The sequence below is a fragment of the Faecalibacterium sp. Marseille-Q0746 genome (assembly GCF_017377595.1).
GTDB classification, from domain to species: Bacteria; Bacillota; Clostridia; order Oscillospirales; family Ruminococcaceae; genus Faecalibacterium; species Faecalibacterium duncaniae.
Genome location: NZ_JAFREI010000002.1, coordinates 217478 through 243383, shown reverse-complemented (window position 1 = coordinate 243383; position 25906 = coordinate 217478). Strand labels below are relative to the sequence as shown.

21 protein-coding genes are annotated in these 25906 nt (G+C 60.3%); 12 read left to right on the top strand and 9 right to left on the bottom strand.

Annotation, left to right across the window (positions count from 1 at the left end; translation table 11 throughout):
* Positions 1-47: 47 nt before the first annotated feature.
* Positions 48-458: an SseB family protein gene (locus tag J3351_RS02410; protein ID WP_179859189.1), complete on the bottom strand. Its 411-nt coding sequence runs from the start codon at positions 456-458 to the stop codon at positions 48-50.
* Positions 459-696: 238 nt separating this feature from the next.
* Here J3351_RS02410 and J3351_RS02405 point away from each other — a divergent pair, with 238 nt between their 5' ends.
* The 3 genes from J3351_RS02405 to J3351_RS02395 are packed head-to-tail and all read left to right on the top strand — an operon-like array spanning position 697 to position 7771.
* Entirely contained in the window at positions 697-2121 is a 1425-nt protein-coding gene (locus J3351_RS02405; protein WP_097773691.1) for an extracellular solute-binding protein, read from the top strand.
* Positions 2122-2159: 38 nt separating this feature from the next.
* Complete coding sequence (locus J3351_RS02400) at positions 2160-5198, top strand: bifunctional diguanylate cyclase/phosphodiesterase (protein ID WP_207697044.1); 3039 nt, start codon at positions 2160-2162, stop codon at positions 5196-5198.
* Between the two features lie 59 nt (positions 5199-5257).
* Positions 5258-7771, top strand: a complete 2514-nt coding sequence (locus J3351_RS02395) for an excinuclease ABC subunit UvrA (protein ID WP_207697043.1) — start codon at positions 5258-5260, stop codon at positions 7769-7771.
* A gap of 55 nt (positions 7772-7826) precedes the next feature.
* Here J3351_RS02395 and prfB read toward each other — a convergent pair whose 3' ends face one another.
* Positions 7827-8948 (bottom strand): peptide chain release factor 2, encoded by a 1122-nt coding sequence (gene prfB / locus J3351_RS02390; protein ID WP_098925030.1) that lies wholly within the window; start codon positions 8946-8948, stop codon positions 7827-7829.
* A 178-nt stretch (positions 8949-9126) separates the two neighbouring features.
* On the opposite strand from prfB, the gene J3351_RS02385 reads away from it, so the two are divergent.
* From J3351_RS02385 to J3351_RS02360, 6 genes are all read left to right on the top strand, one after another.
* Positions 9127-10110: an RING finger protein gene (locus J3351_RS02385; RefSeq protein WP_207697042.1), complete on the top strand. Its 984-nt coding sequence runs from the start codon at positions 9127-9129 to the stop codon at positions 10108-10110.
* A gap of 40 nt (positions 10111-10150) precedes the next feature.
* Positions 10151-11026: a UTP--glucose-1-phosphate uridylyltransferase gene (locus J3351_RS02380; protein WP_035393570.1), complete on the top strand. Its 876-nt coding sequence runs from the start codon at positions 10151-10153 to the stop codon at positions 11024-11026.
* 169 nt (positions 11027-11195) lie between these two features.
* On the top strand, positions 11196-12572 hold the full coding sequence (locus tag J3351_RS02375) for an MATE family efflux transporter (protein WP_207697041.1): 1377 nt from the start codon (positions 11196-11198) through the stop codon (positions 12570-12572).
* Between the two features lie 121 nt (positions 12573-12693).
* Positions 12694-14322, top strand: coding sequence for a DUF5046 domain-containing protein (locus J3351_RS02370; protein ID WP_207697040.1), 1629 nt, complete (start codon positions 12694-12696; stop codon positions 14320-14322).
* 12 nt (positions 14323-14334) lie between these two features.
* On the top strand, positions 14335-15327 hold the full coding sequence (locus J3351_RS02365) for a PstS family phosphate ABC transporter substrate-binding protein (protein ID WP_097773684.1): 993 nt from the start codon (positions 14335-14337) through the stop codon (positions 15325-15327).
* A 113-nt stretch (positions 15328-15440) separates the two neighbouring features.
* On the top strand, positions 15441-16016 hold the full coding sequence (locus J3351_RS02360; protein WP_207697039.1) for a transporter: 576 nt from the start codon (positions 15441-15443) through the stop codon (positions 16014-16016).
* Between the two features lie 82 nt (positions 16017-16098).
* Here the strand turns inward: J3351_RS02360 and J3351_RS02355 are convergent, their stop codons facing one another.
* From J3351_RS02355 to J3351_RS02330, 6 genes are all read right to left on the bottom strand, one after another.
* The gene (locus J3351_RS02355; protein ID WP_207697038.1) at positions 16099-17010 is read right to left on the bottom strand and encodes a transporter substrate-binding domain-containing protein; all 912 of its coding nucleotides are present in this window, start codon (positions 17008-17010) and stop codon (positions 16099-16101) included.
* Between the two features lie 112 nt (positions 17011-17122).
* A complete protein-coding gene (locus J3351_RS02350) occupies positions 17123-17881 on the bottom strand; it encodes an amino acid ABC transporter ATP-binding protein (RefSeq protein WP_242699272.1) in 759 nt (252 codons plus the stop codon).
* A gap of 5 nt (positions 17882-17886) precedes the next feature.
* Positions 17887-18243, bottom strand: coding sequence for an ABC transporter permease subunit (locus J3351_RS14235; protein WP_374222228.1), 357 nt, complete (start codon positions 18241-18243; stop codon positions 17887-17889).
* Positions 18240-18662 (bottom strand): ABC transporter permease subunit, encoded by a 423-nt coding sequence (locus J3351_RS14230; protein ID WP_156070258.1) that lies wholly within the window; start codon positions 18660-18662, stop codon positions 18240-18242. The genes J3351_RS14235 and J3351_RS14230 overlap by 4 nt, the downstream gene beginning before the upstream one ends.
* A gap of 227 nt (positions 18663-18889) precedes the next feature.
* Positions 18890-19696 (bottom strand): leucine-rich repeat domain-containing protein, encoded by an 807-nt coding sequence (locus tag J3351_RS02335; RefSeq protein WP_207697037.1) that lies wholly within the window; start codon positions 19694-19696, stop codon positions 18890-18892.
* A gap of 42 nt (positions 19697-19738) precedes the next feature.
* The gene (locus J3351_RS02330; RefSeq protein ID WP_005930458.1) at positions 19739-20374 is read right to left on the bottom strand and encodes a LexA family transcriptional regulator; all 636 of its coding nucleotides are present in this window, start codon (positions 20372-20374) and stop codon (positions 19739-19741) included.
* Positions 20375-20593: 219 nt separating this feature from the next.
* Here J3351_RS02330 and J3351_RS14225 point away from each other — a divergent pair, with 219 nt between their 5' ends.
* From J3351_RS14225 to J3351_RS02315, 3 genes are all read left to right on the top strand, one after another.
* Positions 20594-21598, top strand: coding sequence for a collagen-like protein (locus tag J3351_RS14225; protein ID WP_278251059.1), 1005 nt, complete (start codon positions 20594-20596; stop codon positions 21596-21598).
* A gap of 137 nt (positions 21599-21735) precedes the next feature.
* Positions 21736-22707 (top strand): GGDEF domain-containing protein, encoded by a 972-nt coding sequence (locus tag J3351_RS02320; RefSeq protein ID WP_207697036.1) that lies wholly within the window; start codon positions 21736-21738, stop codon positions 22705-22707.
* A complete protein-coding gene (locus tag J3351_RS02315) occupies positions 22614-24500 on the top strand; it encodes a bifunctional diguanylate cyclase/phosphodiesterase (protein ID WP_207697035.1) in 1887 nt (628 codons plus the stop codon). Before J3351_RS02320 ends, J3351_RS02315 begins: the two co-directional genes overlap by 94 nt.
* 79 nt (positions 24501-24579) lie before the next feature.
* Here J3351_RS02315 and J3351_RS02310 read toward each other — a convergent pair whose 3' ends face one another.
* Entirely contained in the window at positions 24580-25896 is a 1317-nt protein-coding gene (locus J3351_RS02310) for a 2-hydroxyacyl-CoA dehydratase (RefSeq protein ID WP_005930465.1), read from the bottom strand.
* Positions 25897-25906: the final 10 nt, after the last annotated feature.

The following is a 25906-nucleotide window of genomic DNA, read 5'->3' as shown; positions in this document are numbered from 1 at the left end:
GGGCCCGTCTGCGCGCACCAAAATGCGGCAGGCGGGCCCTTTCGTGCTTATCCCTTGATGATCCGGAGCAGGGGCTTGTCCAGCTGAATGGTGCGGTTCCAGGGGTTCAGGATGATGCCCTGGATCTCCGGCACCTGCAGTGCGGCATCCAACAGCTTTTCAAGCTCCACCAGAAAGGTGGACTGCACCGCTTCCGCCCCCTTCATCTCCTCTTCAAAGCTGGTAAAGGCATACCACCAGCTGGCCCCATCGGCCGTGCGGAGGGCCCGCAGCTGCATCTGCTCACTGGCCGGGTTCGGCTCCACCGCCACCACGACCTGTCCGTTTTCCCGCATCCGCCGCCGGATCACGGTCAGGGTATGCGCCAGCTGCTCCTGTGTAGGCTCCTGCTGTAACTGGCAGACCGCCTGTTCGATCTTTTCGTTTCCGTTCAGGCCCTCGTCCTTCTTCTGCGCCATAAGCTCTCCCATTCTTTTTGTTGTATTTTATGCTTGTATTATATCCGGACTTTACGAAAAATGGAAGCGCAGGCCAGAGATTCTTTCTTTTTTCGTCTGCTTTCGGGTGTTTTTTCAAAAATCAGTAGCCCCCGCCCCGAAAAAGTGTTACAATATTTTCGTCTGGTATCATTTCAGAAACGACAGGACGCGCCGCTTTTCCGTGAGCCGTTTTTGTCGGAATGGGAGAGATAAGGTAATGAAACGAATCCTTCGTTCTGCCGTCAGTCTGCTGCTGTGCGCCGCCGTGGCGCTGGGCGGCACTGCCTGCGGCCGAAGCAAGCTGCCCACCACCATCACGATCTGGACCTATTACAACGGCGATCAGCTGGAATGCTTCAACCAGCTGGTGGAGCAGTTCAACTCCACCGTGGGCAAAGAGAAGAACATCCGGGTCGAAAGCTCCAGTCAGGGCAGCGTGAACGACCTGGAGACCAGCGTGCTGGCCGCCGCCGAGGGCAAGGTGGGTGCCGAAAAACTGCCCAACATCGTCTCCTCTTACGCGGACACCGCCTTTACGCTGGATCAGATGGGCCTTGCCGTTGACCTGAGCCCCTACCTGACCGAAAAAGAGAAGTCTGCCTATATCGCCGGGTTTCTCGAAGAGGGTGACCTGATGAACAACGGGGAGCTCAAGGTCTTTCCCATAGCAAAATCCACTGAGCTGCTCTACCTGAACGTCACCGACTTTGCCCCCTTTGCCGAGGCCACAGGCGTGACCTATGCGGATCTTTCCACCGTGGAGGGGCTGAACGAGGCCGCACACAAATACTACGACTGGACCGATGCCCAGACGGCTGCGCCCAACGACGGCAAGGCCCTGTATGGCCGCGACGCGCTGACCAATTACCTGCTCTGCGGCGCACAGGAACTGGGTACGACCATCTTTGATGCCGAGAACGGCGTGATGACCCTGCACTTTGACAAGCCGACCCTCCGCAAGCTGTGGGATAACTACTATGTCCCCTACATCAAGGGCTGGTGCAGTGCCAGCGGCAAGTTCCGCAGCGACGATATCAAGACCGGCAGCCTGCTGGCCTATGTCGGTTCCTCCTCCAGCGCTTCCTTCTTCCCCACCCAGGTGCTGACCAGCGACACCGAGAGCCACGGCATCCAGATGGCCGCGCTGCCCTGCCCCAGCTTTGCAGGCTGTGCGCCGGTGGCCGTCCAGCAGGGGGCCGGCATGGTAGTCATCCCGGGCACCGAGGACGAGATCAGCGCCTGCGTTGCCTTCCTGAAATGGTTCACCCAGCCGGAAAACAACCTGCAGTTCTCGGTGCAGTCCGGCTATATGCCCGTGACCTATGCCGCCAACAGCATGTCCGCCCTTGAGAACAGCGGCCTGACGGTCTCTGAGCGCATCCACAAGGTGCTGAGCCTGTCCATTGATACCGTCGATCGCGGCAAGCTCTACACCACCCATGCCTTTCCGGATGCCCTGCGCGCCCGCAATACCCTGCAGTACGCCCTGGAGGACCGTGTCACTGCCGACCGTGCCACGGTGCTGGAGCGGCTGGCTGCCGGGCAGACCCCCGAGGAAGCCGAAGCCGAGTTCCTGACCGATGCCTATTTTGATGCCTGGTACGACCAGACTCTGGCCGCTCTCAGCGCCTTTGCGGGCTGAGATGCCCTTGGAACAACCACAAAAGGAGAGACCCTCAGATGCAGAACCGCAAGCCGCACAGACAGAAGGCCCCTCAGACGGGCCATTCTATCTTCGGCACCATCCTTTTCTCCCTGCTGGCTGTGCTGGCGGTGGAGATCCTGCTGCTGACCTTTGCCGCCCACGCCACCCGGCTTGGCCCCCAGCTGAACCAGAACGCCGAGGATATCCTTGCCATGCAGGTGGACAACCGCAGCCGGTATCTTCAGTCCATCTTCCATGATGCGCAGGAGCTGACCAGCCTTTCCGATACCATCAATGGCCTGACCCAGCAGCTTCTGGACGAGGGAGAGATCAGCCTGAGCACGCTGGACAGCAGCAGCGACGCGGCCTATCCCCTGCTGGAAGCCGCCGCGCCGGAGCTCATCAGCACCCTGCGCATCAAGTCGGTGACCGGCGTGTTCCTTATCCTGAACACCCATGATCTGGACAAGCGGAAGCAGGACAGCCTCATGCCCGCCATCTACCTGCGGGATCTTGACCCGGATGCCGCTCCCTCCCAGCGCAACGCCGACCTGACCTTTGTGCGGGCACCGGCCCAGCTGGTGCAGTCCCTCTCCATTGCCACGGACAACAGCTGGTCCCCCACCATCCGTTACCGGGCACTGGGAAACCGGGGCTTCCTTTATCCCCCTTTTCAGGCTGCCTATCAAGACGGAGCCAGCCTTGCCGCCTCCGATTATGGCCACTGGACCTCACAATCCTATCTGGTACCCGGGGACACCCACGAGGCCATTGCCTACAGCCAGCCCCTGATCCTGCCGGACGGCACCGTTTACGGCGTGATCGGCGTGGAACTGCTGGCCGACTACCTGTGGGAGAACCTGCCCTGCTCTGAGCTGCAGAACAACGGCACCTATTTCCTTGCCGTGACCGATACGGAGGAGCTCTCTGCCTCTGAACTGCAGCTGCGTCCGGTGCTCCGTTCCCACTGCGACGGGCAGCCGGGTTCTGCGGACGAAAGCCTTACGCTGCGCCTCCACAGTGCCCATACCCACCGCTACCTCTTCAGCAATGCCCTCTGCATTGCTTCGGTCTCCCCCTTGAACCTCTACAGCCGGAACGCCCCTTTCTCGGGCAAGCACTGGCTTCTCGTGGGCTCCGTTCCCGCGGTGCAGCTCTTTGCTTTCGCCCAGCGGCTGCAGCAGCTGTTCTCCTTCATCATGCTGATCACGCTGGCCGTTGGCATTGTTTGCAGCTGGCTGATCAGCAGGCGGCTGGCCCGGCCCGTTGCCAAGCTCTCGGCCGAGGTAGCCGCTGCCGAAGCGGATTCCTCCGCCATCCCGCATCTGTCCGCCACCGGCATCAGGGAGCTGGATCAGTTCTCCTCTGCCTTCACCCAGCTGAGCAAGGACGTGCTGGACTCCTCCACCCGCTTTTTGCGCATTATGAAATTGGCCAGTGCGGAGCTGGGCGGCTATGAGCTGCGCGATGACAGCGTTTATGTGACGGATAACTTCTTCTCCATGCTGGGCCTTGCGCAGGAGCAGCCAGATCCGCTCACGCCAAAGGCTTTCCGCGCCCTGATGGGCACACTGGAGCAGCGGTGGTTCTACCGCCTGTCCCCGGCCAACAACAAGGTCTTTGCCATCCCCCAGCCCGACGGCAGCACCCACTACATCACCCTGCGCGTCACCCATATCCTGGGCGAAAGCGCCTCTGAGGTGGGTCTTGCTGAGGATATGACCACCACGGTGCTGGAGCAGCAGCGCATTGAGCACGAGCGCGATTACGATACCCTGACCGGCCTGTACCGCCGCCGTGCCTTTGACCGCGCCTGTGAAGCGCTGTTCCAGCAGCCCGAAAAGCTGGGCTGTGCCGCCCTGCTGATGATGGATCTGGACAACCTCAAGCAGATCAACGATACCTACGGCCACGACTGGGGCGACCAGTACATCCGCCAGACCGGCCAGTGCTTTGCGGCCAACACGCCCGCCAGCACCATCTGCTCCCGCCTTTCGGGCGATGAATTCCTGATCTTCTTCTATGGCTATCAGGATCAGGCACAGCTCCGCGCCCAGCTGGAGCTGCTGAGTGCCGCCCTGCAGCGCAGCGTGTCCATCCTGCCCAACGGCAAGCAGCTGCACATCAGCATCTCGGGCGGCATTGCCTGGTACCCCACGGACGGCCACGACCTGCTCACCCTGAAAAAATATGCCGACTTTGCCATGTATCAGGTCAAGCATTCCCACAAGGGCCGCATGTGTGATTTTGATATCGGCAGCTACCATCAGGAGGCATACGCCGCCCAGACCCAGCAGGACTTTGAGCTCCTGCTGCAGGAGGAGCTGGTGTCCTACCACTTCCAGCCCATCTACTCTGCCCGCAGCGGCCGGGTCACAGCCTACGAGGCCCTCATGCGGGTCGATCTGCCTACCCTGCACTCCCCCGCTCAGGTCATGCAGCTGGCCCATGAGACAGGCCGCCTGTATGAGATCGAACGGATCACTGTGTTCCATTCCAGCGAGATCTTCCAGCGCATGCAGGCACAGGGCCTGCTCCAGAGCGATGCCCTGCTCTTCATCAACTCCATCGCCAATGTCAGCCTGACGGTTGAGGATGTGGAGGAATATGCTCAGCGCTACCCCGAGCTGCTCAAGCGGCTGGTGGTGGAGATCACCGAACAGGAAGATCTGGACCGCGCATGTCTGGAACGGAAGCGGAACGTTCCGGGCTTCTCCGGCTCCTTTGCGCTGGATGACTACGGCAGCGGCTACAGCAACGAGCTGAACCTGCTGGAGCTCTCGCCCCGGTATATCAAGATCGACATTTCCATTGTGCGCGGGATCGATACCGACCGTGATAAGCAGCAGATCGTCTCCAACATTGTGGCTTACGCCCACGCCCGCAGTATGCAACTCATCGCCGAGGGCATTGAGACCGAGGCCCAGCTGCGCACCGTCATCGGTCTGGGTGTGGATCTGCTGCAGGGCTACTACCTCAGCCGCCCCGCCGCAGTGCCCGTCCCCATTGCACCGGCAGCGCAGGCGGTGATCGACCAGCTCGAACACCAGCGGTTCAATCCCCTCGGTTTATGATCTTTCCGGCTCCCCTGTGGGGGAGCCTTTTGTGACCTCATTCAGAGAAAGGAGACACGATGAACCACGAATCAAGTTCCGCTCTCCCCGCCGCCATCCGGGTGCGGGGCGCGCGGGTGCACAACCTGAAGAACATCGACGTAGATGTGCCGCTCCACAAGATCGTCGGCATTGCGGGCGTGTCCGGTTCCGGCAAGTCCTCACTGGCGCTGGGTGTCCTCTACGCCGAGGGCTCCCGCCGCTATCTGGAGGCCCTTTCCACCTATACCCGCCGCCGGATGACCCAGGCCGAAAAGGCGCAGGTGGACGAGATCCGCTATGTTCCCGCCGCACTGGCCCTCCACCAGCGGCCCGGCGTGCCCGGAATGCGTTCCACCTTTGGCACCATGACCGAGCTTTTGAACAGCCTGCGCCTGATGTTCTCCCGGCTGTCCCACTACCCCTGCCCCAGCTGCGGCTGCATGGTGCCGCCCAGCCTGAACATTGCGGCCGAGATCCCGCTCTACTGCCCCCGGTGCGGCGCGCAGGTGCCGGTGCTGGGCGCGGAGCAGTTCGCCTTTAACAGCACCGGAGCCTGCCCAGACTGCGAGGGCACCGGCATCGTGCGGGTGGTGGACGAATCCACTCTGGTGCCGGACGAGAGCCTTTCCATCAACGAGGGCGCGGTGCTGCCCTGGCAGACCCTGATGTGGTCGCTGATGAAGGAGATTGCCGAAAAGATGGGCGTGCGCACCAACGTCCCCTTCCGGGAGCTGACCCCGGAAGAGCGTGACATGGTGTTCCACGGCCCCGCCAAAAAGGTGCATCTGCTCTACCAGAACAGCAAGACCGGCGCGGCCGGCGAAATGGATTTCACCTACTTCAACGCCGTTTATACCGTGGAGAACGCCCTTGCCAAGGTGACGGATGAAAAGGGCATGAAGCGGGTAGAGCGGTTCCTGAAGCAGGGCCCATGCCCTGCGTGCGGCGGCTCCCGCCTGAACGCCGCGGCCCGGGCTCCCCGGCTGCGGGGCATCGGGCTGGCCGATGCCTGCCGCATGACGCTGGACACGCTGGTACAGTGGGTGGAGGGAGTGCCCGCCTCCCTGCCCGTGGAGATGCGCCCCATGGCTGAGAGCATCTGCGAGTCCTTTCAGGCCACCGCCGCCCGCCTGCTGGATCTGGGGCTGGGCTACCTCTCCCTTGACCGGGAGGCTGCCACCCTTTCCACAGGGGAGCGCCAGCGGGTGCAGCTGGCCCGCTCGGTGCGCAACCGCACCACCGGCGTGCTCTATGTGCTGGACGAGCCTTCCATCGGCCTGCACCCCTCCAATATCGAGGGCCTGCGGGGCGTGATGCATGACCTGATCGCAGACGGCAACTCCATTGTGCTGGTGGATCACGACACCGAGATCCTGCGGGATGCCGACTGGCTCATTGAGATGGGCCCCGGTGCCGGTGAAAACGGCGGCACCATCCTGACACATGGCACTGTGGAGCAGGTGGCCCAAAGCCCGGCTTCCCGCATCGGGCCCTTCCTTGCCGACCTGCACACCCTCTCAGCCCGCACCCGCACCCCGGAAGCGGAGCTCTTTGCGCTGGGCACCATCACCCTGCGCACCCGGGCCATCCACACCGTCAAACCGCTGGAAGTCCGGCTGCCCAAGGGGCGGCTCATTGCGGTGACCGGCGTGTCCGGTTCCGGCAAGACCACGCTGGTGTTGGAAAGCCTGATCCCCGCGCTGGAGGCCGCCGCCAAGGGCGAAGCTCTGCCCGCCCATGTGGAAAGCATCACTGCACCGGGCATTGCGCAGGTCAAGCTCATTGACGCAACGCCCATCGGCATCAACGTGCGGTCCACGGTGGCCACCTATGCCAATGTCCACGATGAACTGCGCAAGATCTACGCCCGCTCTCCCCTTGCCAAGGAGAAGGGCTACAAGGCGGGCGATTTTTCCTACAACACGGGCCGCCTGCGCTGCCCCGGCTGTGACGGCACCGGCACCATCAGCCTGGACATCCAGTTCCTGCCGGATGTGGAGATCACCTGCCCGGACTGCGGCGGCTCCCGCTACCAGAAGGATGCCGCTGCCCTCTACCGCACCCGGAAGGACGGCACCCAGGCCGAAAGCCTGCCCCGCCTGATGGAGATGAGCGTGGACGAAGCCCTTGCCGCCTGTTCCGACCTCAAGCTGGTGGCCAGCCGGCTGCAGACCCTTTCCAGCCTGGGGCTGGGCTACCTGACTCTGGGCGAGGCCACCCCCAGCCTTTCGGGCGGGGAGGCCCAGCGGCTCAAGCTCGCCAGCGAGATGGGCAAAGGGCAGGCCGACACCGTGTTTGTATTCGACGAGCCCACCATCGGGCTGCACCCGCTGGACGTGCGCACTCTGCTGGGCGTGTTCCAGCGTCTCATTGACAGCGGGGCCACTGTGGTGGTCATTGAGCACGATCTGGATGTGATCCGCAACGCCGACTATCTCGTGGACCTTGGCCCCGGCGGCGGCGAGAGCGGCGGACGCATCGTGGCCTGCGGCACACCGGAGCAGGTGGCCGCCGATCCCGCCAGCATCACCGGAAAATATCTGCACCTGTAACCAAAAGAGGGACCCCGCCCAACGGCGAGGTCCCTCTGACATTTTATGATAAATTTTAGGTATCCTGCAGTTCCCCGCGGCTGGCAGCCTTGAGGTAGGCAAAGATGAAGCCGTCCAGATCACCATCCATCACGGCATCGACATTGCCGGTCTCGTAGTTGGTGCGGTGATCCTTGACCATGGTGTAGGGCATGAACACATAGCTGCGGATCTGGTGGCCCCAGGCGATCTCATTCTGCACGCCCTTGATGTCGTCGATCTTGTCCATGTGCTGCTGCTTTGCGATCTGATAGAGCTTTGCCTTCAGCATTTCCATGGCGTAGTCACGGTTCTGGAACTGGCTGCGCTGGGTCTGGCAGCTGACCACGACGCCGGTGGGCTTGTGGATCAGACGGACAGCGGAAGAGGTCTTGTTGATGTGCTGGCCGCCGGCACCGGAGGAGCGGAACACCTGCATCTCGATGTCCTCGGGGCGGATGTCCACCTGAATGGTGTTGTCCAGCTCAGGCATCACTTCCAGAGAGGCAAAGCTGGTCTGGCGGCGGGCGTTGGCATCAAAGGGGGATACGCGGACCAGACGGTGCACGCCGTTCTCGCTCTTCAGCAGACCGTAGGCGTTGGGGCCCTTGACCATCATGGAAGCGCTCTTCATGCCGGCCTCATCGCCGTCCTGATAATCCAGCACCTCCACGGTCATGCCGTGTGCCTGTGCCCACTTGTTGTACATACGGTACAGCATCTCGGCCCAGTCCTGCGCCTCGGTGCCGCCGGTACCGGCGTGGAAGGTCAGGATCGCGTTGCTGTGGTCGTACTCACCGTTCAGCATGGTCATCAGCTGCAGCTCGTCCACGGCCTTGCCCACAGCGTTCACGGCTTCCTCTGCCTCGGGCACCATGTCGGGGTCGTACTCCTCGTCCAGCATCACCAGCATGGTCTCGGCATCATCGTACAGGCCCTGCAGCTTTTCAAAGCGGTTCAGCTTGCCCTTCAGGTCGCCCACTTCATCAAAGACCTTCTTGCTCAGCTCAGCGTCATCGTAAAAGCCGGGGCGGCTCATGGTGTGCTCCAGCTCCTGCACGCGCTTGCGGGAAGCGTCGATGGCCAGCGCCTCCTCCAGGTCCTTCACAGCGGTGCCGTAATCGGCCAGCTGCACTTTCAGTTCGTCAGTAGTAATCATATTTTAAGAATCCCTCAAAAGATACAGTTTATACACAGATACTTCATTAGTATACCCAGAATCCATGATAAAGTAAAGAGGAAAAATACTCAACCTACTGGAATTTTGAAGATTTTTGCCTTTTCTTTTCTCTTTTAAGGGAGTATAATAAGTTCAACTAGCATACTGGGAGGATTTTATGCCCAAATATTATGGCTGCCCCTGTGAGGGCTGCGGCAAGCCGCTGACACTGCAGGACGATATCGTTGTCTGCCCCGACTGCGGCGCGCCTTATCACCGCGATTGTTACGAAAAGCTCGGCCGCTGCATCCATGCTCCGGCCCACGCCGCCGGATACGAGTGGAAGTTCCCTTATCAGGAAAGTGAGCTGTGCACCTGCCCTGCCTGCGGCGAGCGCACCCTGCGCAGTGAGTCTGTCTGCCGCTGCTGCGGTGCGGCCCTGCCCCCGGAGGGGGCACAGGAGCCCGCAGACCGTGCCGATACGGATGAGCACAGCGAGGAGTTTGATTACTCCACCTTTTACCGCCAGTTCCAGGAGACCGGAGCCCCGCAGGTAGACCCGCTGCGCCAGACCTATCAGGCCGCTTTTGGCAAGGAAGAGGTCATGGACGGCATCCCCTGCAAGGACTGGGCGGATTTCATCGGCCCGGCTTCCCCTGCCTACCTGAGCGCCTACTGCCGGATGCAGCTGTCCCACACCAAGACCTCCATGAGTTTTTCGGCCATGCTGTTCGGCCCGTTCTATTTCTTCTACCGCAAGGCGTGGAAGCCCGCGTTCGCCTTTCTGGCCGCCGAGCTGGTGCTGGCCCTGCCCACCTTCATTGACCTTTTGCAGATCACGGACAGCAGCTTAGCCCCGGGGCTTTCCACCTCCACCCTGCTCACCCTTTCCCGGGTCTGCTCGGTGCTCAGCTTCCTGCTGATGATCGTGCGCGGCCTGTATGGTAAGTGGTTCTACCGCCAGAGTGCCGCCGAAAAGATCCGCCGCATCCGCGCGGAGTTCCCGGACGCGGCACAGCGCAAAGCCGTGCTCTGCGCGCAGGGCGGCACCAGCTGGGCCGCCGTGCTCGGCTGTCTGGTCCTGCTCATGGTCATCGGCAGCGCATTCACCCTGCTGCTTGGCCCCAATATGGATGCCCTGATCCATCTGGTCTACGGCTGAGCGTTCAGCCTGAAATGATATGATGAAGGAGTTCCGAACCATGAAAAAAGTTACGAAGGCTGTCATCCCTGCCGCCGGTCTGGGCACCCGTGTGCTGCCCGCCACCAAGGCCATGCCCAAGGGGATGCTCCCCATCGTGGATAAGCCCGCCATCCAGTATCTGGTGGAGGAAGCCGTCAAGTCCGGCATCACGGACATTCTGATCATCCTGGGCCGCAACCAGAGCATCATCGAGGATCACTTTGACCGCAGCCCCGAGCTGGAAGAAAAGCTGGCCGCCCCCGGCAAGGAAAAGATGCTGGAGGAGTGCCTGGGCATCTCGAACCTTGCCAACATCTTCTTTGTGCGCCAGAAGCAGACGCTGGGCCTGGGCCACGCCGTGAGCATGGCAAAGGCTTTTACCGGTGACGACCCGTTCGTGGTCATCTACGGCGACGACGTGATCTGGGGCGAGGACCCTGTCTGCGCCCAGCTCATCCGCGCCTATGAGGAGTTCGGCCGCCCGGCTGCCGGTGTCTCCGCTGTGCCCTGGGCCGACGTGAGCCGCTACTGCAGCCTGAAGACCACCCCCATCCACGACAACTATTTCTTTGTGGATGACATGATCGAGAAGCCCAAAAAGGGCCAGGAGTTCAGCAACTACTCCATTCTGGGCCGTGTGCTGCTGACCCCTGAGATCTACGATATCCTCGCCCACACCAAACCCGGTGCAGGCGGCGAGATCCAGCTGACCGATGCCATGGCTGAGTATGCCCGCAACTGCGGCGGCATGACCGCTGTGGAGTTCACCGGCACCCACTACGACATGGGCAACAAGCTCCGTGTGGTGGAGGCTCAGGTGGAGTTGGCATTGCAGCACCCCGAGATCGGCGAGGCTTTCCGTGCCTACCTGAAGGAGTTCTGCAAGACTCTGTAACGTTCTGCTTTCTTTCCATGACCCAAGACCGCTCTGCCGCCGGGCAGGGCGGTCTTTTGCTGCAATAACCCCGGCAAGGAATCGGTTGATACAAAACAGTTCCTGCAGTATACTGGGTGTGAATGTTTTTTATGTAAAGATCGTGTCAAAGAGAAAGCGAGGTTTTTTCATGGCAAATGCCGACCGCAGTGCGGAGCAGTTCCGCAAAATGACGGAGACCCCCATCCCGAAATTGATCCTGAGTCTGGCGGCTCCCACGATATTGAGCATGCTCATCACCAGCATCTACAATCTGGCCGACACCTTTTTTGTGGGCCAGATCTCCACCAGCGCATCCGGTGCGGTGGGCATCGTTTCCAGCCTGATGGCCATTCTCCAGGCGCTGGGCTTCATGCTGGGCCACGGCTCCGGCAGCATCATCAGCCGCAGCCTGGGCAGCCAGAACACCGATGCCGCCACCCGGTTTGCTTCCACCAGCTTCTTCACAGCGCTGGTGTTCGGCGGCATCATCACAACGGCGGGCCTGCTCACCCTGCCCGATTTTATGATGCTGCTGGGCAGCACCGAGACTATCCTGCCCCATGCCTGTGCCTACGCGCGGTACATCCTGCTGGCCGCTCCCATTATGATGTCCAGTCTGGTGATGAACAATATCCTGCGCTATGAGGGCAAGGCCAGCTTTGCTATGATCGGCCTGGTCACCGGCGGCCTGCTGAACATTGCACTGGACCCGCTGTTCATCTTTGGGCTGGGTATGGGCACCGCCGGTGCGGGCCTTGCCACGGCCCTGAGCCAGACCATCAGCTTCTGCATCCTGCTGTCCATGTTCCTGCGGGGCAAAACGGTCAGCCAGTTCCGGATCACGGCAGTCACCCACAGCCCGGCGGAGTTCGGCACCATCCTGATGACCGGTATGCCCAGCTTTGGCCGTCAGGGCCTGAACAGCATTGGCGGAATGCTGCTGAACATCGCCGCCCGGGGCTATGGCGACGCTGCCGTGGCCGGTATGAGCATCGTTTCCCGCATCTTCATGTTCATTATCTCGGTGGCCATCGGCACCGGTCAGGGTTTTCAGCCGGTGGCAGGCTTCAACTATGGTGCCCAAAAGTACCGCCGGGTGCAGCAGGCCTGCCTGTTCACCATGGCAACCAGCTTCTGCTTTCTCTCTGTCATTCTCACCGCCTGCTGGTTCAATGCCGAGACCCTCATCCGCCTTTTCCGTGATGATCCCGAAGTCACCGCCGTGGCCCTGCCCGCCTTCCGCTACCAGTGCTTTGCCATGCTTCTGCAGCCCGTGATCGTGGCGGGCAACATGCTGTTCCAGTCCATCGGCAAATCGGGCCGGGCCACCTTTCTGGCCTGCTGCCGTCAGGGCGTGTTCTTTATTCCGCTCATCCTCACCCTGCCCCGGGCCTTTGGGCTGCTGGGTGTTGAGATCTGCCAGCCCATCGCCGATGTGCTGACCTTCTTTGTCACCGTGCCCTTCCTCTTCCCCTTCCTGCGTCAGCTGGTGCGGATGGACGAAGCCGAGGCTGCCGAGGTCTGAGCGAACCCTGTAACAAAACTGTAACCATGACCGGACGTTCGATTGCAATTGAACGTCCGGTTTATTCGTGTTATAATCAGGATAGGAAAGTTAAATTCTGCCAAACCTGTGAGGTACGCTTATGAAACGTTCTGTTCTCCGCATCGGCTGTGCAGTGCTCAGCCTGTCTGCCGCGGCAGGGCTGCTGGCCTCCTGCTCCCTGCTGCCTCCGGCCTCGCCCCTGCCCGATTCCAAGCCCGCGCAGGCTGAGGAAGCGCCCGGCCCCGCTGCCGCTTCGCTGGACGACGGCAAGCTGCGCATCCTGTACAGCAACGGCTCCAACGGCGGCAACACCGTGCTCTGCGGCAATACCGTGTTGTATCAGGCCGCCAGCAGCGAGACCGTGTATCTGGTGCCGGATACCCTGACCGGCACCGTGCGGTACTATCTGCGGCAGTGGTCGGACCCCGGCACCCCCACCGGGCGGGCAACCGCCCTGTGTGACCGCAGCGGCAGGGAGATCCTGACCTTTGACCGTGCCTACGATGCTGTCCTGACCGGCAGCCTGCTGGTCCTGACCGCACCGGAACAGATGGCCTATGCCCCCTGCAACAACCACGCCGCAGGCGATTGCCGGGTGATCGACCTTGCCACGGGCGAGGAGCTGGCTGTGCCCGAAAACGCCTACGGATGCAGCATAGCAGGCAGCTATCTGGCCTTTGAAGTCTGCAATGTCCCGGCAGACTATGTGCAGGAAAACGAATGGGGCGATGATCTGACCGCCTACTGCGCCGTGCAGGTGCAGGATCGGCAGGGCGAGGTGGTCTATCAGGCAGAGTTGTCCGCCCTTTCCAGCTTCTATGCCAGCAGCAGCGACAGCTCCGCCCCCACCGACTGGCTGGTGGTGAGCCACTACAATGAGGATGGCACGACGGGTGCCGACAGCCTGTACAACCCCACCACCGGCGAGGAGCTGACCGGTTACCAGCAGTACACCGGTGCAGGCACGGTCAGCCTGTATCACGATGGCAGATATCAGCTGGTGGATCTGGTCAGCACGGAGCAAAGCGCTGTGCTCTGCGAATACGACCAGCCCATCCGGTATTATGTGCCCGGCGCAGCAATCACGGAGCCAGATGCCTCCACCCCCGAAATGGCGGGGCGGTATCTGTTCCACGACCTGCTCACCGGCGAGGAGAAGGATCTCTACGATGCCAATACGGATGATGCCACGTTGGCCATCTATGCCGTAGACGGCACCGTGCGGGTGTTCGACCTGCAGACCGGTGTTCTGCTGACCGATACCACCATCGACCCGGTGGAAAATCAGGTGCGTACCCATATTTCCCCCGAGGGGAACGGCTGGGCCTGGATCGAGCAGGATGACAATGACAGCTACGACGCAACGGCCATCCACATCTGCGGGCCGGACGGCATCCACAAAACCCTCGACCCGGCCAAGCTGAATGAGACCTACAACTACTACTCGCCCCTGCTCTCCACTGAGGACGGCATCTACTTCTACGGCTGCTACAACGGCCCCGGCAGCAGCTGGCTCTACGATGTTCTGGACAGCGACGGCAATGTGGTGGTAAGCGGTCTGCGCACTTGTGCCGGGTACTACGCCAACAGCGTCAATGGCCTGCCCGAGGGCGTGTTCGCTGCCGTCAAGGGCTTTGAGAGCGGCTGGATGGACCTGACCGGCCAGTGGCTCTACGCCGAGAGCATCTTCGCTTCCAGCAACGATGAAATGGACAACGGTTTCTTCTAAGGAGGTTTTTCCATGCGTACTGTCAAAATTTCCCGCCGCGCGTTCCTGACCGGTCTGGGTCTGGCATCCACCGCCGCCCTGCTCTCCGCCTGCAACACCGTGCCTGCCTCCTCTGATTCGGGGGCGGCACCGTCTCAGCCGGATTCTGAGGCCCCTGCCTCTTCTGCCGCCAGTGAAATGCCCGCACAGCCCATCCTGAGCGTGGATGAATTCCCCATTACGGATGGCAGCACGGCCTGCATCCCGCTGATTGCACAGATCATGGCCGACACCACCGGGCTGGATCTGGAGACCGCCCGGAGCGCCGTGACCACCAACACCACGGCCCAGGCCTGGCGCAACCTGGGCCTGTACGGCAACAATTACGGCGATTCGGTCAAGCTTATCATCGCCTACGAGGCCCCGGAATCCGTCAAGGAGGAGCTGAAGGCTGACGGTGACCCGCTGGAGCAGAAGGCCATTGGCCGGGACGCGCTGGTGTTCATCGTCAACGAGGACAACCCCGTGCAGAGCCTGACCCTGCAGCAGCTCAAGGACATCTACGCCGGAACGATCACCAACTGGAAAGATGTGGGCGGCAAGGATCAGGAGATCATTGCCTTCCAGCGGCGGGCGGACTCCGGCAGCCAGACCCTGTTCCAGAAGCTATTGATCCAGGACGGCCCGCTGATGGAGGCCCCCACCGAGCTGGCCCCCACCGCCATGGGTGAGCTGGTGGACAGCATTGCAGAGTATAACAACTCCGCCAACGCCATCGGTTTCTCGGTCTACTACTACATCGACCAGATGTACTCCAAGCCCGGCCTGCGGCTGCTGGCCGTGGATGGCGTGACCCCTTCCAACGAGACGATCGCCGACCAGAGCTACCCGCTATGCAACGAATTCTATGCCGCCATCCTGCAGGATTCCGCTGCCGACAGCCCGGAGCGCAGGATCTACGAGTGGCTCTCCACCGATGCAGGCCGTTCCTGCATTGAGCACTCCGGCTATGTGGCCGTCCAGTAATTCCCGGAAAATTCGACACATTTCATTGACTTTGCTCAGATCCTTTGCTAAACTGAAAAAAAGTTTGTCAGCTTTTTTCGTTTCACGATCTTGAACAAAGGAGATGCTGCACCATGTCCCATCCTTCCGACACCCCGCACTCCGCCCATGTTGAGAGCCGCAGCCGCAAGGCGCTGCGCAGCTACATCATTCAGGCCGCCACCCTGCTGGAGATCGTGCTGTCCGGGCTGGTGCTCATCGGCCTGCTGCTCAGCTTCATTCCCCTGCTCAAGTGGATGCCGGGCCTGCTGTTTGATGGCAACGATGTAGAGATCCGCGGCTTCCTTGAGCGGGCGCTGGACATCGTCATCGGCGTGGAGTTCATCAAGATGCTGGCCAAGCACAGCCCAGGCAGCAGCCTGGAAGTGCTGCTCTACGCCATTGCACGCCACATGGTGGTCGGGCACGAATCGGCTCTGGACAACCTCATCAGCGTGGGTGCCATTGCATTGATCTTTGTCGTGCGCAAGTTCTTCTTTGTGCCGGCCTTTGGTGCCCACCTGCCTGACGGCAAGCCCGCCCCGGACCTGACCCCCAACCAGAGCGGCATCCCCGCCGAGGAGTTCCGCACCCGCCTGCGCCAGCGCATCCATGCAGAAGCTCTCGCCGACGAGGAGGACGACGACGAGGATGAGACCGAGGAAGTGTAAGATTTCCAAACGCACAAAAACCCGAGGACAGCTGTGATGCTGTCCCCGGGTTTCTTATTTGTCCGCGATTCCGTTTTCAGGCTCAGACGTTGGTCTCGCCGCCCTCAACGACCAGCTCATCCTCATAGTCGAGACCGTAGGTATCCACCAGCGTCTCCTCGTAATCCTTGTAGAAGAAGCTCTCCTCGCCCAGGCTCTTGATCTCGTCGTTGATCCAGTCCAGCAGGGTGGTGTTGCCCTTGCTCACAGCGGGAGCGATGGTATCCTGACTGCCCAGAGAGGGGATGCCCACCATGTAGCCGGAATTCTGCTTTGCAAAAGCGATGACCTCGGTGTTGTCGTTGGCCCATGCTACGCCATTGCCGTTTTCCAAGGCGTTCTTGGCGGTTGCGTAGGAATCATACTTCTGCAGGGGAATGTCGGGATATTCCTTGGTCAGGTAGGTCTCGGCGGTGGTGCCGGAAATGACGATCATCTGATCGTCGGCGTTCCAGTTGTCCAGACTGGTGATGACATTGCTGTCGGGAGAGATGACACCCAGTGCAACGTTCATGTAGGGCAGTGCAAAGTCAACCTCCTCGGCGCGCTCGGGCGTGACGGTGAAGTTTGCCAGAATGATATCGACCTTGCCAGTCTGCAGGTACTCAATGCGGTTGGCGGCTTCCGTGGAGACGAAGTTGGCTTCCACGCCCAGATCCTCGGCCAGGCGGCGGGCAAAGTAGACATCATAGCCCTGATACTCGCCGTTCTCATCCACATAGCCAAACGGGTTCTTGTCGGAGAAAACGCCGATGTTCACGGTGCCGTCCGCCTTGATCTCGTCCAGCGTACGGAACACGTCACTGCCAGCAGCTGCGGCAGAGCCGGATGCAGCAGAGCCGGATGCGGCAGAAGAGGAGGATGCGCTGCCGCCGCAGGCAGAAAGCAGGGCGGCGGTGGAAACTGCGCCCAGACCCAGCAGGAAGGCACGGCGAGAGATCTTGTTAACTTTCATGGTAATAACTCCTTTCCTTTCTTTCCCATATAAAATCTATCCATGATCTGTGACATCATTTCACAGCATCAGACAAAAAGGTTCAAAGTGGAAATGGGTTGCTGCGCATTTCTCACTGCTTTGCAACCGCATCAAAGGTGAACGTGCGCAGGAAGCGCTGTGCACGTTCGGTCTGCGGGTGGTCGAAGAAGTCCGCCGGGGGCGCTTCCTCCACAATACGGCCATCGTCCAGAAACAGCACCCGGCTGGCAATTGCCCGGGCAAACTGCATCTCGTGGGTGACGATCACCATGGTCTTGCCCTCACGGGCCAGGTCGAGCATGACATCCAGCACCTCGCGCACCATTTCAGGGTCAAGGGCGGCGGTCGCTTCGTCGAACAGCAGGATCTCGGGGTGCATACAGAGCGCGCGCACAATGGCAACACGCTGTTTCTGACCACCCGAAAGCTCCCGGGGGTAGCTGTTCTTTTTGGCCAGCAGGCCCACGCGGTCCAGCAGGGCCTCGGCTTCCTGCTGCACCTCAGCCCGGGGGCGCTTCTGCACCTTGGTGGGGGCCAGCAGGATATTTTCCAGCACGGTCAGGTGCGGGAAAAGCTCATAGCTCTGGAACACCATGCCGATGCGCTGGCGCAGGGCCGCCAGATTCTTGCCGCCGTAGGCGACCGTCTCACTGCCCAGCTTCACCCGGCCCGCCTGCACCGGCTCCAGACCGTTCAGACAGCGCAGCAGGGTGCTTTTGCCGCAGCCGGAAGGGCCCACCACAACGATGACCTCACCGGGCTTGACGGCAAAGCTGACATTATCCAGAACATTTGTCTTGCCATCGTAGCTTTTTACCAGATGGTCTACAGTCAGGATCGGCTCTGCCATAACAGTCACTTCCATTTCTTTTCGAGGTAACCGGCCAGCAGGCTGATGGGCCAGCAGGCCAGAAAATACAGGATAAACACGGTGAGGTAGATGCCAAACGCCGCGTTGGGGCTGGCGGTGCGGTTGGCCTCAATGATCTGCTGGGCCACCTTGAGCACCTCCACCACACCGATCATCAACACCAGGCTGGTGGTCTTGATCATGCGGGTGATGAGGTTGATGGACAGCGGGATGAGCCGCCGCACTGTCTGAGGGATGATGATGTACCAATAGGTCTGCGCCCGGCTCATGCCCAGCGCCTCGCTGCTCTCATACTGATGCTTCGGGATAGCGATGAGGGCACCGCGGACGAGGTCGCTCATCTCGGCCGTGCCCCAGAGCACGAACACGATGACCGCCGCCGTCTCATGCCAAGGCTCAGGGCACTTTCTGTCTGGATGGGTTCGATGGCTTCCAGCCCGCTGCGGAAGGCTTCGGCCATGTAGCTGCCGCCCAGAAAGGCAAGGCCTGCAATGCCGCAGAGCTCGGCGTTGGTTTTGATGCCGATCTTGGACAGGCCGTAATACAGAAAGAACAGCTGGACCAGCAGCGGCGTGTTCCGGCTGAGTTGGATATAAGCGCCCACGATACGGCGCAGCACCGGCACTTTTTCGTACTGGAGCACGGCGCAGACAAGGCCCACAAGGATGGCCCAGAAGATACCGGCCACACCCAGACGCAGGGTGAGCCAGGCCGCTTTTTCATACTGCGGCAGATATTGCACCATCACATTCCAGTCCATGTCTGTTCCCCTCCTTTTCTCCTGATCTTGCGGATGTTTGTATCCGTTGGCCGTATGATATACCCATTTCCCTAGAATGTCAATAGGTTTATAGGTTTTTTTGTCACACAAATTCCGGTCAAATTGATAAACAAGCCATTCATCGCTGATTTTTCACTTCTACTTTTCCACGCAAAAACGCCATCTCTTGCCTTTTTGCACAAGAGACGGCGTTTGTTTTTGGTGGCTTAACTTTGGGTTGCTGTTTTCAGCAGTTCGTTTTCTTCTCCAATTTTTAGCACAGATTTCTTTGCTTCCCAGTCGCCCGGATAAATAATTGTATTCAACTTACAGTAAGAAAACGCACAGTCATCTACTCGTGTCAACGTTTCCGGCAAAGTGATTTCTTTCAGGCCACTATGTTCAAATGCGCCTTCTTCAATCCGGATCACTCCCTCGCCAAGCTGCACACTTTGCAGAGCTTTACACCGGGCAAATATGCGCTGACCTGTCATTGGTGTATTTTCAATTGTTGCAATTGTAAGCGAATGACAGTCCGCAAATACATCGTTTTTCAATTCCTTAACACTGGCTGGTATGTAAATCTGTTTTAGTCCGGATTCTTGAAATGCAGACTGCTGAATTTCAACCACATCTTCTGGAATCGTTATCCCGGTTAGTTTCCAATTTTTCATAAAGCAGTTCGCACCGATACTATACGGCTTTCCCGTCGGAAGGAGCACATTTGCCCCATTCGTAAACTCATAGCTGACCAATACCAGCTTGCCTTGCTCTATTTTCCACTCTGCCTTACATCCTTCCGGGACGACCATGCCATCCCACGGTTTGGGCGGTTCCGGTTCCGGAAGCGGCTCCGGTTCACTGGAAGAAGCCGATTCCGAGGGGGCGGGCACTTCCTCCGGCTGAGAGGGAGCCGATACCTCACTGGAAGCGGGCGGTTCCGCAGGCGCGGGGACCTCTCCCCCGCCGCAGGCAGAAAGCAGCACGGCACCGCACAAAAACAGCGCTGTGCATAGAACGGTCCTCCATTTCATAGCGAGCCTCCTATTCTGCCCCGCAGGGGCCATCTTCTTTTTTCAGAACACCTTGCGGCACTCCACCACAAGGCCGACCACCCGCACCTGCACCCGTTTCAGATCATAGATCTGGGGCTGGTGCACAGGGTTGAAGCTTTTGGGAGTCAGGACCACAAGGCTTCCCTCCTGACGGAAATATTTCACGGTGGCTTCATCGCCGTTGACCATCACCACGGCAAGCTGGCCGTTTTCCACCTCCGGCTGCTCCCGCACCAGGATCTCATCGTTTTCCGAAATGCCCACGGCGTTCATGCTGTCGCCCCGAACACGGAGCCAGAAGTACCGTGCCCCGTCTTTCCGGGTGATGGGGATGTAGCCCTCAATGTTTTCTTCCGCATACATGGGCAGGCCTGCACGCACCGTGCCCAGCAGCGGAGCCGTGAGAGCGGGATCGAACGGGACAGCCCCTTCGGGCAGCTTCCGCTCCTCCTGCACCGACGGGACGGCTTCGCCCAGCAGTTCCCCCACCGGCACGCCAAAATAGGCAGATACTCTGGCCAGCGTCTCGCCCGAGGGGGTCGCCCCGGTGTTTTTCCATTTGGTCACTGTGGAGTTGCTCAAGCCCATCTCCTGCGCGGCCCGGCTGCGGCTGATTCCTCTGGCCTGACACAGGGCCGTGTAGCAGTCATAAAACACAAATTTTGCACTCCTTCTTGTGCAGAACGTCGGTTTTCTAACCGGATTCAGATTTTTCCTTGACTTTCTGAATTTAATCAGATATTATAGCCTCGTAAGCTGATTTTGGTTAGATTTTATCCATCAAACCTTCTGCGGTCTTTTCACAATCTTACCGGAAACTCTAACCAAAGTCAAGCTTTTTGAACGCGAAAACCACGACAAAAGGAGTGAAACTGTATGATTGAACGTCAGATCCATTTATCCTCGGGCGGCGGGGCTGCCTTGCAGGGGTACGATGGCCTGCTCCGCTTCGGCTACACCAAAAACCGGGGCATCTATGCCCTGCGGGTGGAAGCCGACGGCGAGTGGCAGGGCATGACCCTGCGGGCCTTCTGGCACCTGCCGGATGGGAACGCTGCCCCCTCCACGCTGGTGGTGGACGGCCTTGTGGAGGTGCCCGCCCTCATCACGGCTGTGCCCGGGGAGGGGCGCATCACCTTTGAGGGCACCGATGGCACCCGCACCCTGACCAGCGCGGACGTGTGCTACTGCGTGGCCGAAAATTCCGGCACGGAGGACAGCACCCTGCCCCAGCCCGGCACGCCCGCCTGGCAGGCCCTGCTGGAACGGCTGAAAGCAGCTGTGGAAAGCGGTGCATTCCGGGGCGAAAGGGGGGAACCCGGACCGCAGGGAGAGCCCGGTGCCGCAGGACCCACCGGCCCCAAAGGAGAGCCCGGCCCGCAAGGCCCGCAGGGAGAACCCGGCCCCCAGGGCCCAAAGGGTGACCCCAGCGATCCCGGCCAGTGGGAGCTGCTGGAAAAGGTGTCCCTGAACGCCGCCGCTGCCAGCTTTGAGCGCACCTTTCCCACCGAACTGCAGGCGCTGAAGGTGCTGTTTCAGGCAGGCAGCAGCCAATCCAAGGGCACGCTGCACTGGGTTTGCAGCACCAGCGATGGTGCTCAGCTGCTCAGTGCTTCTGCCCCCTGTGCTGCCAGCAGCTCAATGTCCAGCCCGCCCATTCGCACCTTTGCCAGCTTTCAGGCACTTCCCTGCTTCGGCCAGTATCTCTGTTTTGCCGCGTCTGGCACCACGGGTGCACCGCCTGCGGTCGTTCTGCCTGCCGGAAGCAGCGGCCAGAATGTGGATGCCAGCCAGAAGCTCGGCAGGCTGACCCTGACCGTGGACACCAATGTCCGGCTTGCCGCCGGTGCCACGATCGAGCTGTGGGGCGTTCCGGCCTAAGCAGACGCACCGAAACCGTTTCCGACAGAGCTTTCGGTAAAATTTCTTTCACTTTCCATGAAATTTCTGTGTTTTGCCTTGATGCATCTTCCATATTTTGTTATACTGATTAAAAAGCGGAAAGTGGGGAGTCGGCCATGGATGTCCCTGTTCGGTTTATCGATTCGATCATCAACAATCCCCTGCTGATGCAGTTTCTTGTGCATCGGTGGTTTTTTCTGTTGGAATATGACCCCCGTCTGGATCAGCTGCGGGTCTACGATACCCGGAGCCGCACGCTGGAAACGCTGGATGCCTACCTTGGCTCCGAGAAGCCGGAGCACGCCACGATCTTCGCGGAGGACCGCTGGAAGATGCGCGCCCTGCTCACCGGTGAGCTGTACGGCCCGCTGGAGATGCGCTTTGTCTCGCCGGAGGGGGTGTATTATTCCCGGGAGGTGGATGCCCGCCCGGTCGAGGACCCTGCCCGCGGCACGCTCTATGTGGGCTACGCAAAGGACATCACCGACCAGAAGAATCAGACCCAGGAGCTGCTGGAGCAGGCCCGCCACGATTCCCTGACCCAGCTGTATAACAACCGCACCGGCAAGGAGCTTATTGACCGCTATCTGCAGGCCAAAGATCCCTATGCCTCCTGTGGAATGCTGGTCATCGACCTTGATTTTTTCAAGAACGTCAACGACTGCTACGGCCATCTGTTCGGCGACAAGGTCCTGCAGGAGTTTGCCCGGCTGCTGCGCACCCTGTTCCGCTCCAGCGACATTCTGGTGCGGTTCGGCGGCGATGAGTTCGTGGTGTTTTTGAAGGATATCCCCAACACCACCCTGCTCCAGAAGACCCGCCAGCTGTCGGAATCCGTGCAGCAGGTGAAGTTCTGGGAAAACGATTACCGGATGACCTGCACATCGGTGCCTGCTTCCTGCCCGAAAACACAGCGGGCTATTCCTTTGACCAGCTGTTCGAAAACGCGGACTGGGCCCTGTATCAGGCCAAGCAGAACGGCCGCAACCAGTATGTGTTCTGCGACAATCTGCGGCGCTACGCCCAGGCGGTTCCTGCCGCCCCGGAAACGGCCGATATCGATGCACGCTACCTGCACAACGACCTGATCTCCACCGCCTTTGAACTGTTTGAGAAGAACAACAGCTTTGAGACTGCTATCCCCCTCTTCCTGAAGATCGTCGGCATCCGGCTGCAGCTGGACCGCATTACCATTGTGGACACCTGCATCCGGGAACGCAGCGTCTCCCGGCAGTTCCAGTGGACCTCTCCCCACGCGGAGCCGGTGCCTCTGAACGGTAACTCCTTTACCAAGGAGGACTTCCTGACCCTGTTCCACAGCTACGATGAATACGGTACCACCGTGCTGCAGGCCGACAATATGGGAATGTACTCGCCGCAGGGGCGCGCACTGCTGATGCAGGGCGGAGCACAGACGGTGGTCTACGCTGCCATGTACGGCGAGGGCGAATATCAGGGCGCCATTGCCTATGTGGTGTGCGGCAGCAAGCGGTACTGGACTCCCCAGAACCGCCGGGAACTGGGCGAGATCACCAAGATCATCAACGCCTACCTGAGCAAACATCTGGCCGTGAACGCCGTGAGCCGCGGCATGACCTCTGCCCCCGAGTTTGACCGGCTGACCGGCCTGCTGGCCTTTTCCCGTTTCAAGGAGGAGGTCTCCCACAAGATCATCGGCGGCTATGCCGAGGGCTACCAGATCTTCTACTGCGACTTTGAGAACTTCAAATATTTCAATGAGAAATACAGCTATGCCACCGGCGATCAGCTGCTGAAGGAATTCAGCGATTTCCTCATCGAGGCAGCCCGTCACTGGGGCGAGTGCTACCTGTGCCGGGTGGTGGGCGACCAGTTCGTACTCTACCTCTCCTGCCGCGACGAGAAAGGCCCGCTCCATTATGCAGACACGCTCTGCCGCCGGTTTGAGCAGTATCAGGCCCAGCATTACCCGGAGGTACGCCTGCGGGTACGGATGGGTGTGTACGCCATTGAGCCCGGCTGCCTGAGCGCATCGGCCGCCATCGACAAGGCAAACTTTGCCCGCAAGCAGGTGCGCAGCAACACCCGTGTGTCTGCCATCCAGTTTGACAAAAAACTGGAGGTCAAGCAGACCCTGACCGGTGAGCTGCTGAGCGGCCTGCCGCAGGCGCTTGAGAACGGCGAGTTCAAGCTGTACCTCCAGCCCAAGTTCTCGCCCAAAGATCTCTCGGTCATCGGAGCCGAGGCGCTGACCCGCTGGATCAAGCCGGACGGCACCGTGGTCTACCCCGACCAGTTCATTCCCATTCTGGAATCCACGGGCCGCATCGTGGAGTTGGATCTGTACATCTTCGAGCAGGTGGCCCAGTTCCTGCAGCGCAATGCACAGGCCGGACATCGGCTGCTGCCCATTGCGGTGAACGCCTCGGTGGCGCTTGCCCGGGAGGATGCCCCCACCCAGGAGTACAGCGAAATTCTGGAAAAGCACAACATCAGCGCCCGGATGCTGGAGATCGAACTGACCGAGACGGCGGTGGTCTCGGAGTACGACCGGGTGAAGCGCCTGCTTTCCTCCTTCCAGAGCGATGGAATGCAGACCTCGCTGGACGATTTCGGCGCAGGCAGTTCCCTGCTGAACAACATCGTGGATATCCCCGTGAACACCATCAAGCTGGACAAGCTCTTTCTGACCCGGTGCAGCTCCAACGCGCGGGGCACCGATTTCCTGCGGGAGATCGTACATCTGGTCAAACGGCTGGGCTACAACGTCATCTGCGAGGGCATCGAGACGGAGGAGCAGGTGCAGCTCCTCCGCTCGCTGGACTGCGACGGCGCGCAGGGCTTCTGGTTTTCCAAGGCCATCCCGGCTGAGGAGTTCGAGCGGCGGTATCTCTGCAGCTGAGACAAAAAACACTCCCCTTCGGGTGGAGCCGTGCGGCACACGGTCCTGCCCGAAGGGGAGTGTTGCTGTTTAGAAAGAATTATACCGTGGTCTCGACCCGGGGAGCCCCACCGGCGATCTCTTCTGCCGTCAGGGGGGCAGCCTGCGCCGGGGCGTTCAGGCGCTCCTTAGCGACTGCCAGCATCAGCTTGATGCGGTTTTCCTGGTTGACCCGGGTGGCGCTGGGGTCGTAATCGATGGGGGTGATGTTGGCGCTGGGATACAGGGCACGGATCTTGTTCACCATGCCCTTGCCCACGATATGGTTGGGCAGGCAGCCGAAGGGCTGGGCACAGACGATGTTGCCGTAGCCGCCCTGCACCAGCTCGATCATCTCGGCGGTCAGCAGCCAGCCCTCGCCCATCTTGGCCCCCAGCGAAATGATGCCGTGGGGCTTTTCCACCAGCTCCTTGAAGGGGCCGGGGGCATAGAACCCGGCATCGGCTGTGGCCTTGAGCATGGCACGCTCCACACTGTCCAGCCAGTTGAGCAATTGATCCGTGCCCATCTTGACGGCCAGCTTGCCGCCGTAGAGGACATGATCCTCGCCCATATTGAAGATGCAGTACTGCACAAAGCCCATCAGGCCCGGGAAGTTCACCTCACAGTCCTGGCTCTCCAGAAACTTCTGCAGGTCGTTGTTGCCCAGAGGGCTGTATTTGACGTAGATCTCGCCGACCACACCCACCTTGACCTTGGGCACCCGGGTCACGGGGATGGCCGCAAAATCCTTTGCAATGAGCGGGAAGGTGTGCTTCATTTCCCGGGCGGTAAAGCCCTTGCCGGCCAGCAGAACGCGGCCCAAACGCTCGACCCACAGATCGACCATCCGGTCAGCGGCTCCCTTTTCGTTCTCGTAGGGGGCCACCTGATTGCGCAGGGCACAGAGCATATCGCCGTAGAAAATGCAGGCCAGCGCGCGGCGGGCCAGCGGCAGGGTCATCTGGAAGCCGCTGTCTTTTTCCAGACCGGAGAAGTTCAGGCTGGCAACGGGGATCTGGGGATAGCCCGCCTTGACCAGAGCCTTGCGGAGCAGGTGGATGTAGTTGGAAGCACGGCAGCCGCCGCCGGTCTGGGTGATGAGCAGGGCCGTGTGATCCAGGTCATACTTGCCGCTGTTCAGGGCATCCAGAAACTGGCCGATGACCAGCAGGGCCGGATAGCAGGTGTCGTTGTGGACGTATTTCAGGCCCAGCTGTGCCACGGCGCTGCCGCAGTTGCCCAGGATCTCGCACTTGTAGCCGTCGTAGCGCAGGGCGTATTCCAGCAGCCGGAACTGGGTAATGGCCATGTTGGGGATGAGGATGGTGTGGGTCTGCTTCATCTCCGGGGTAAATTTGGGATAATTGTATTCCATAGGTTCCTCC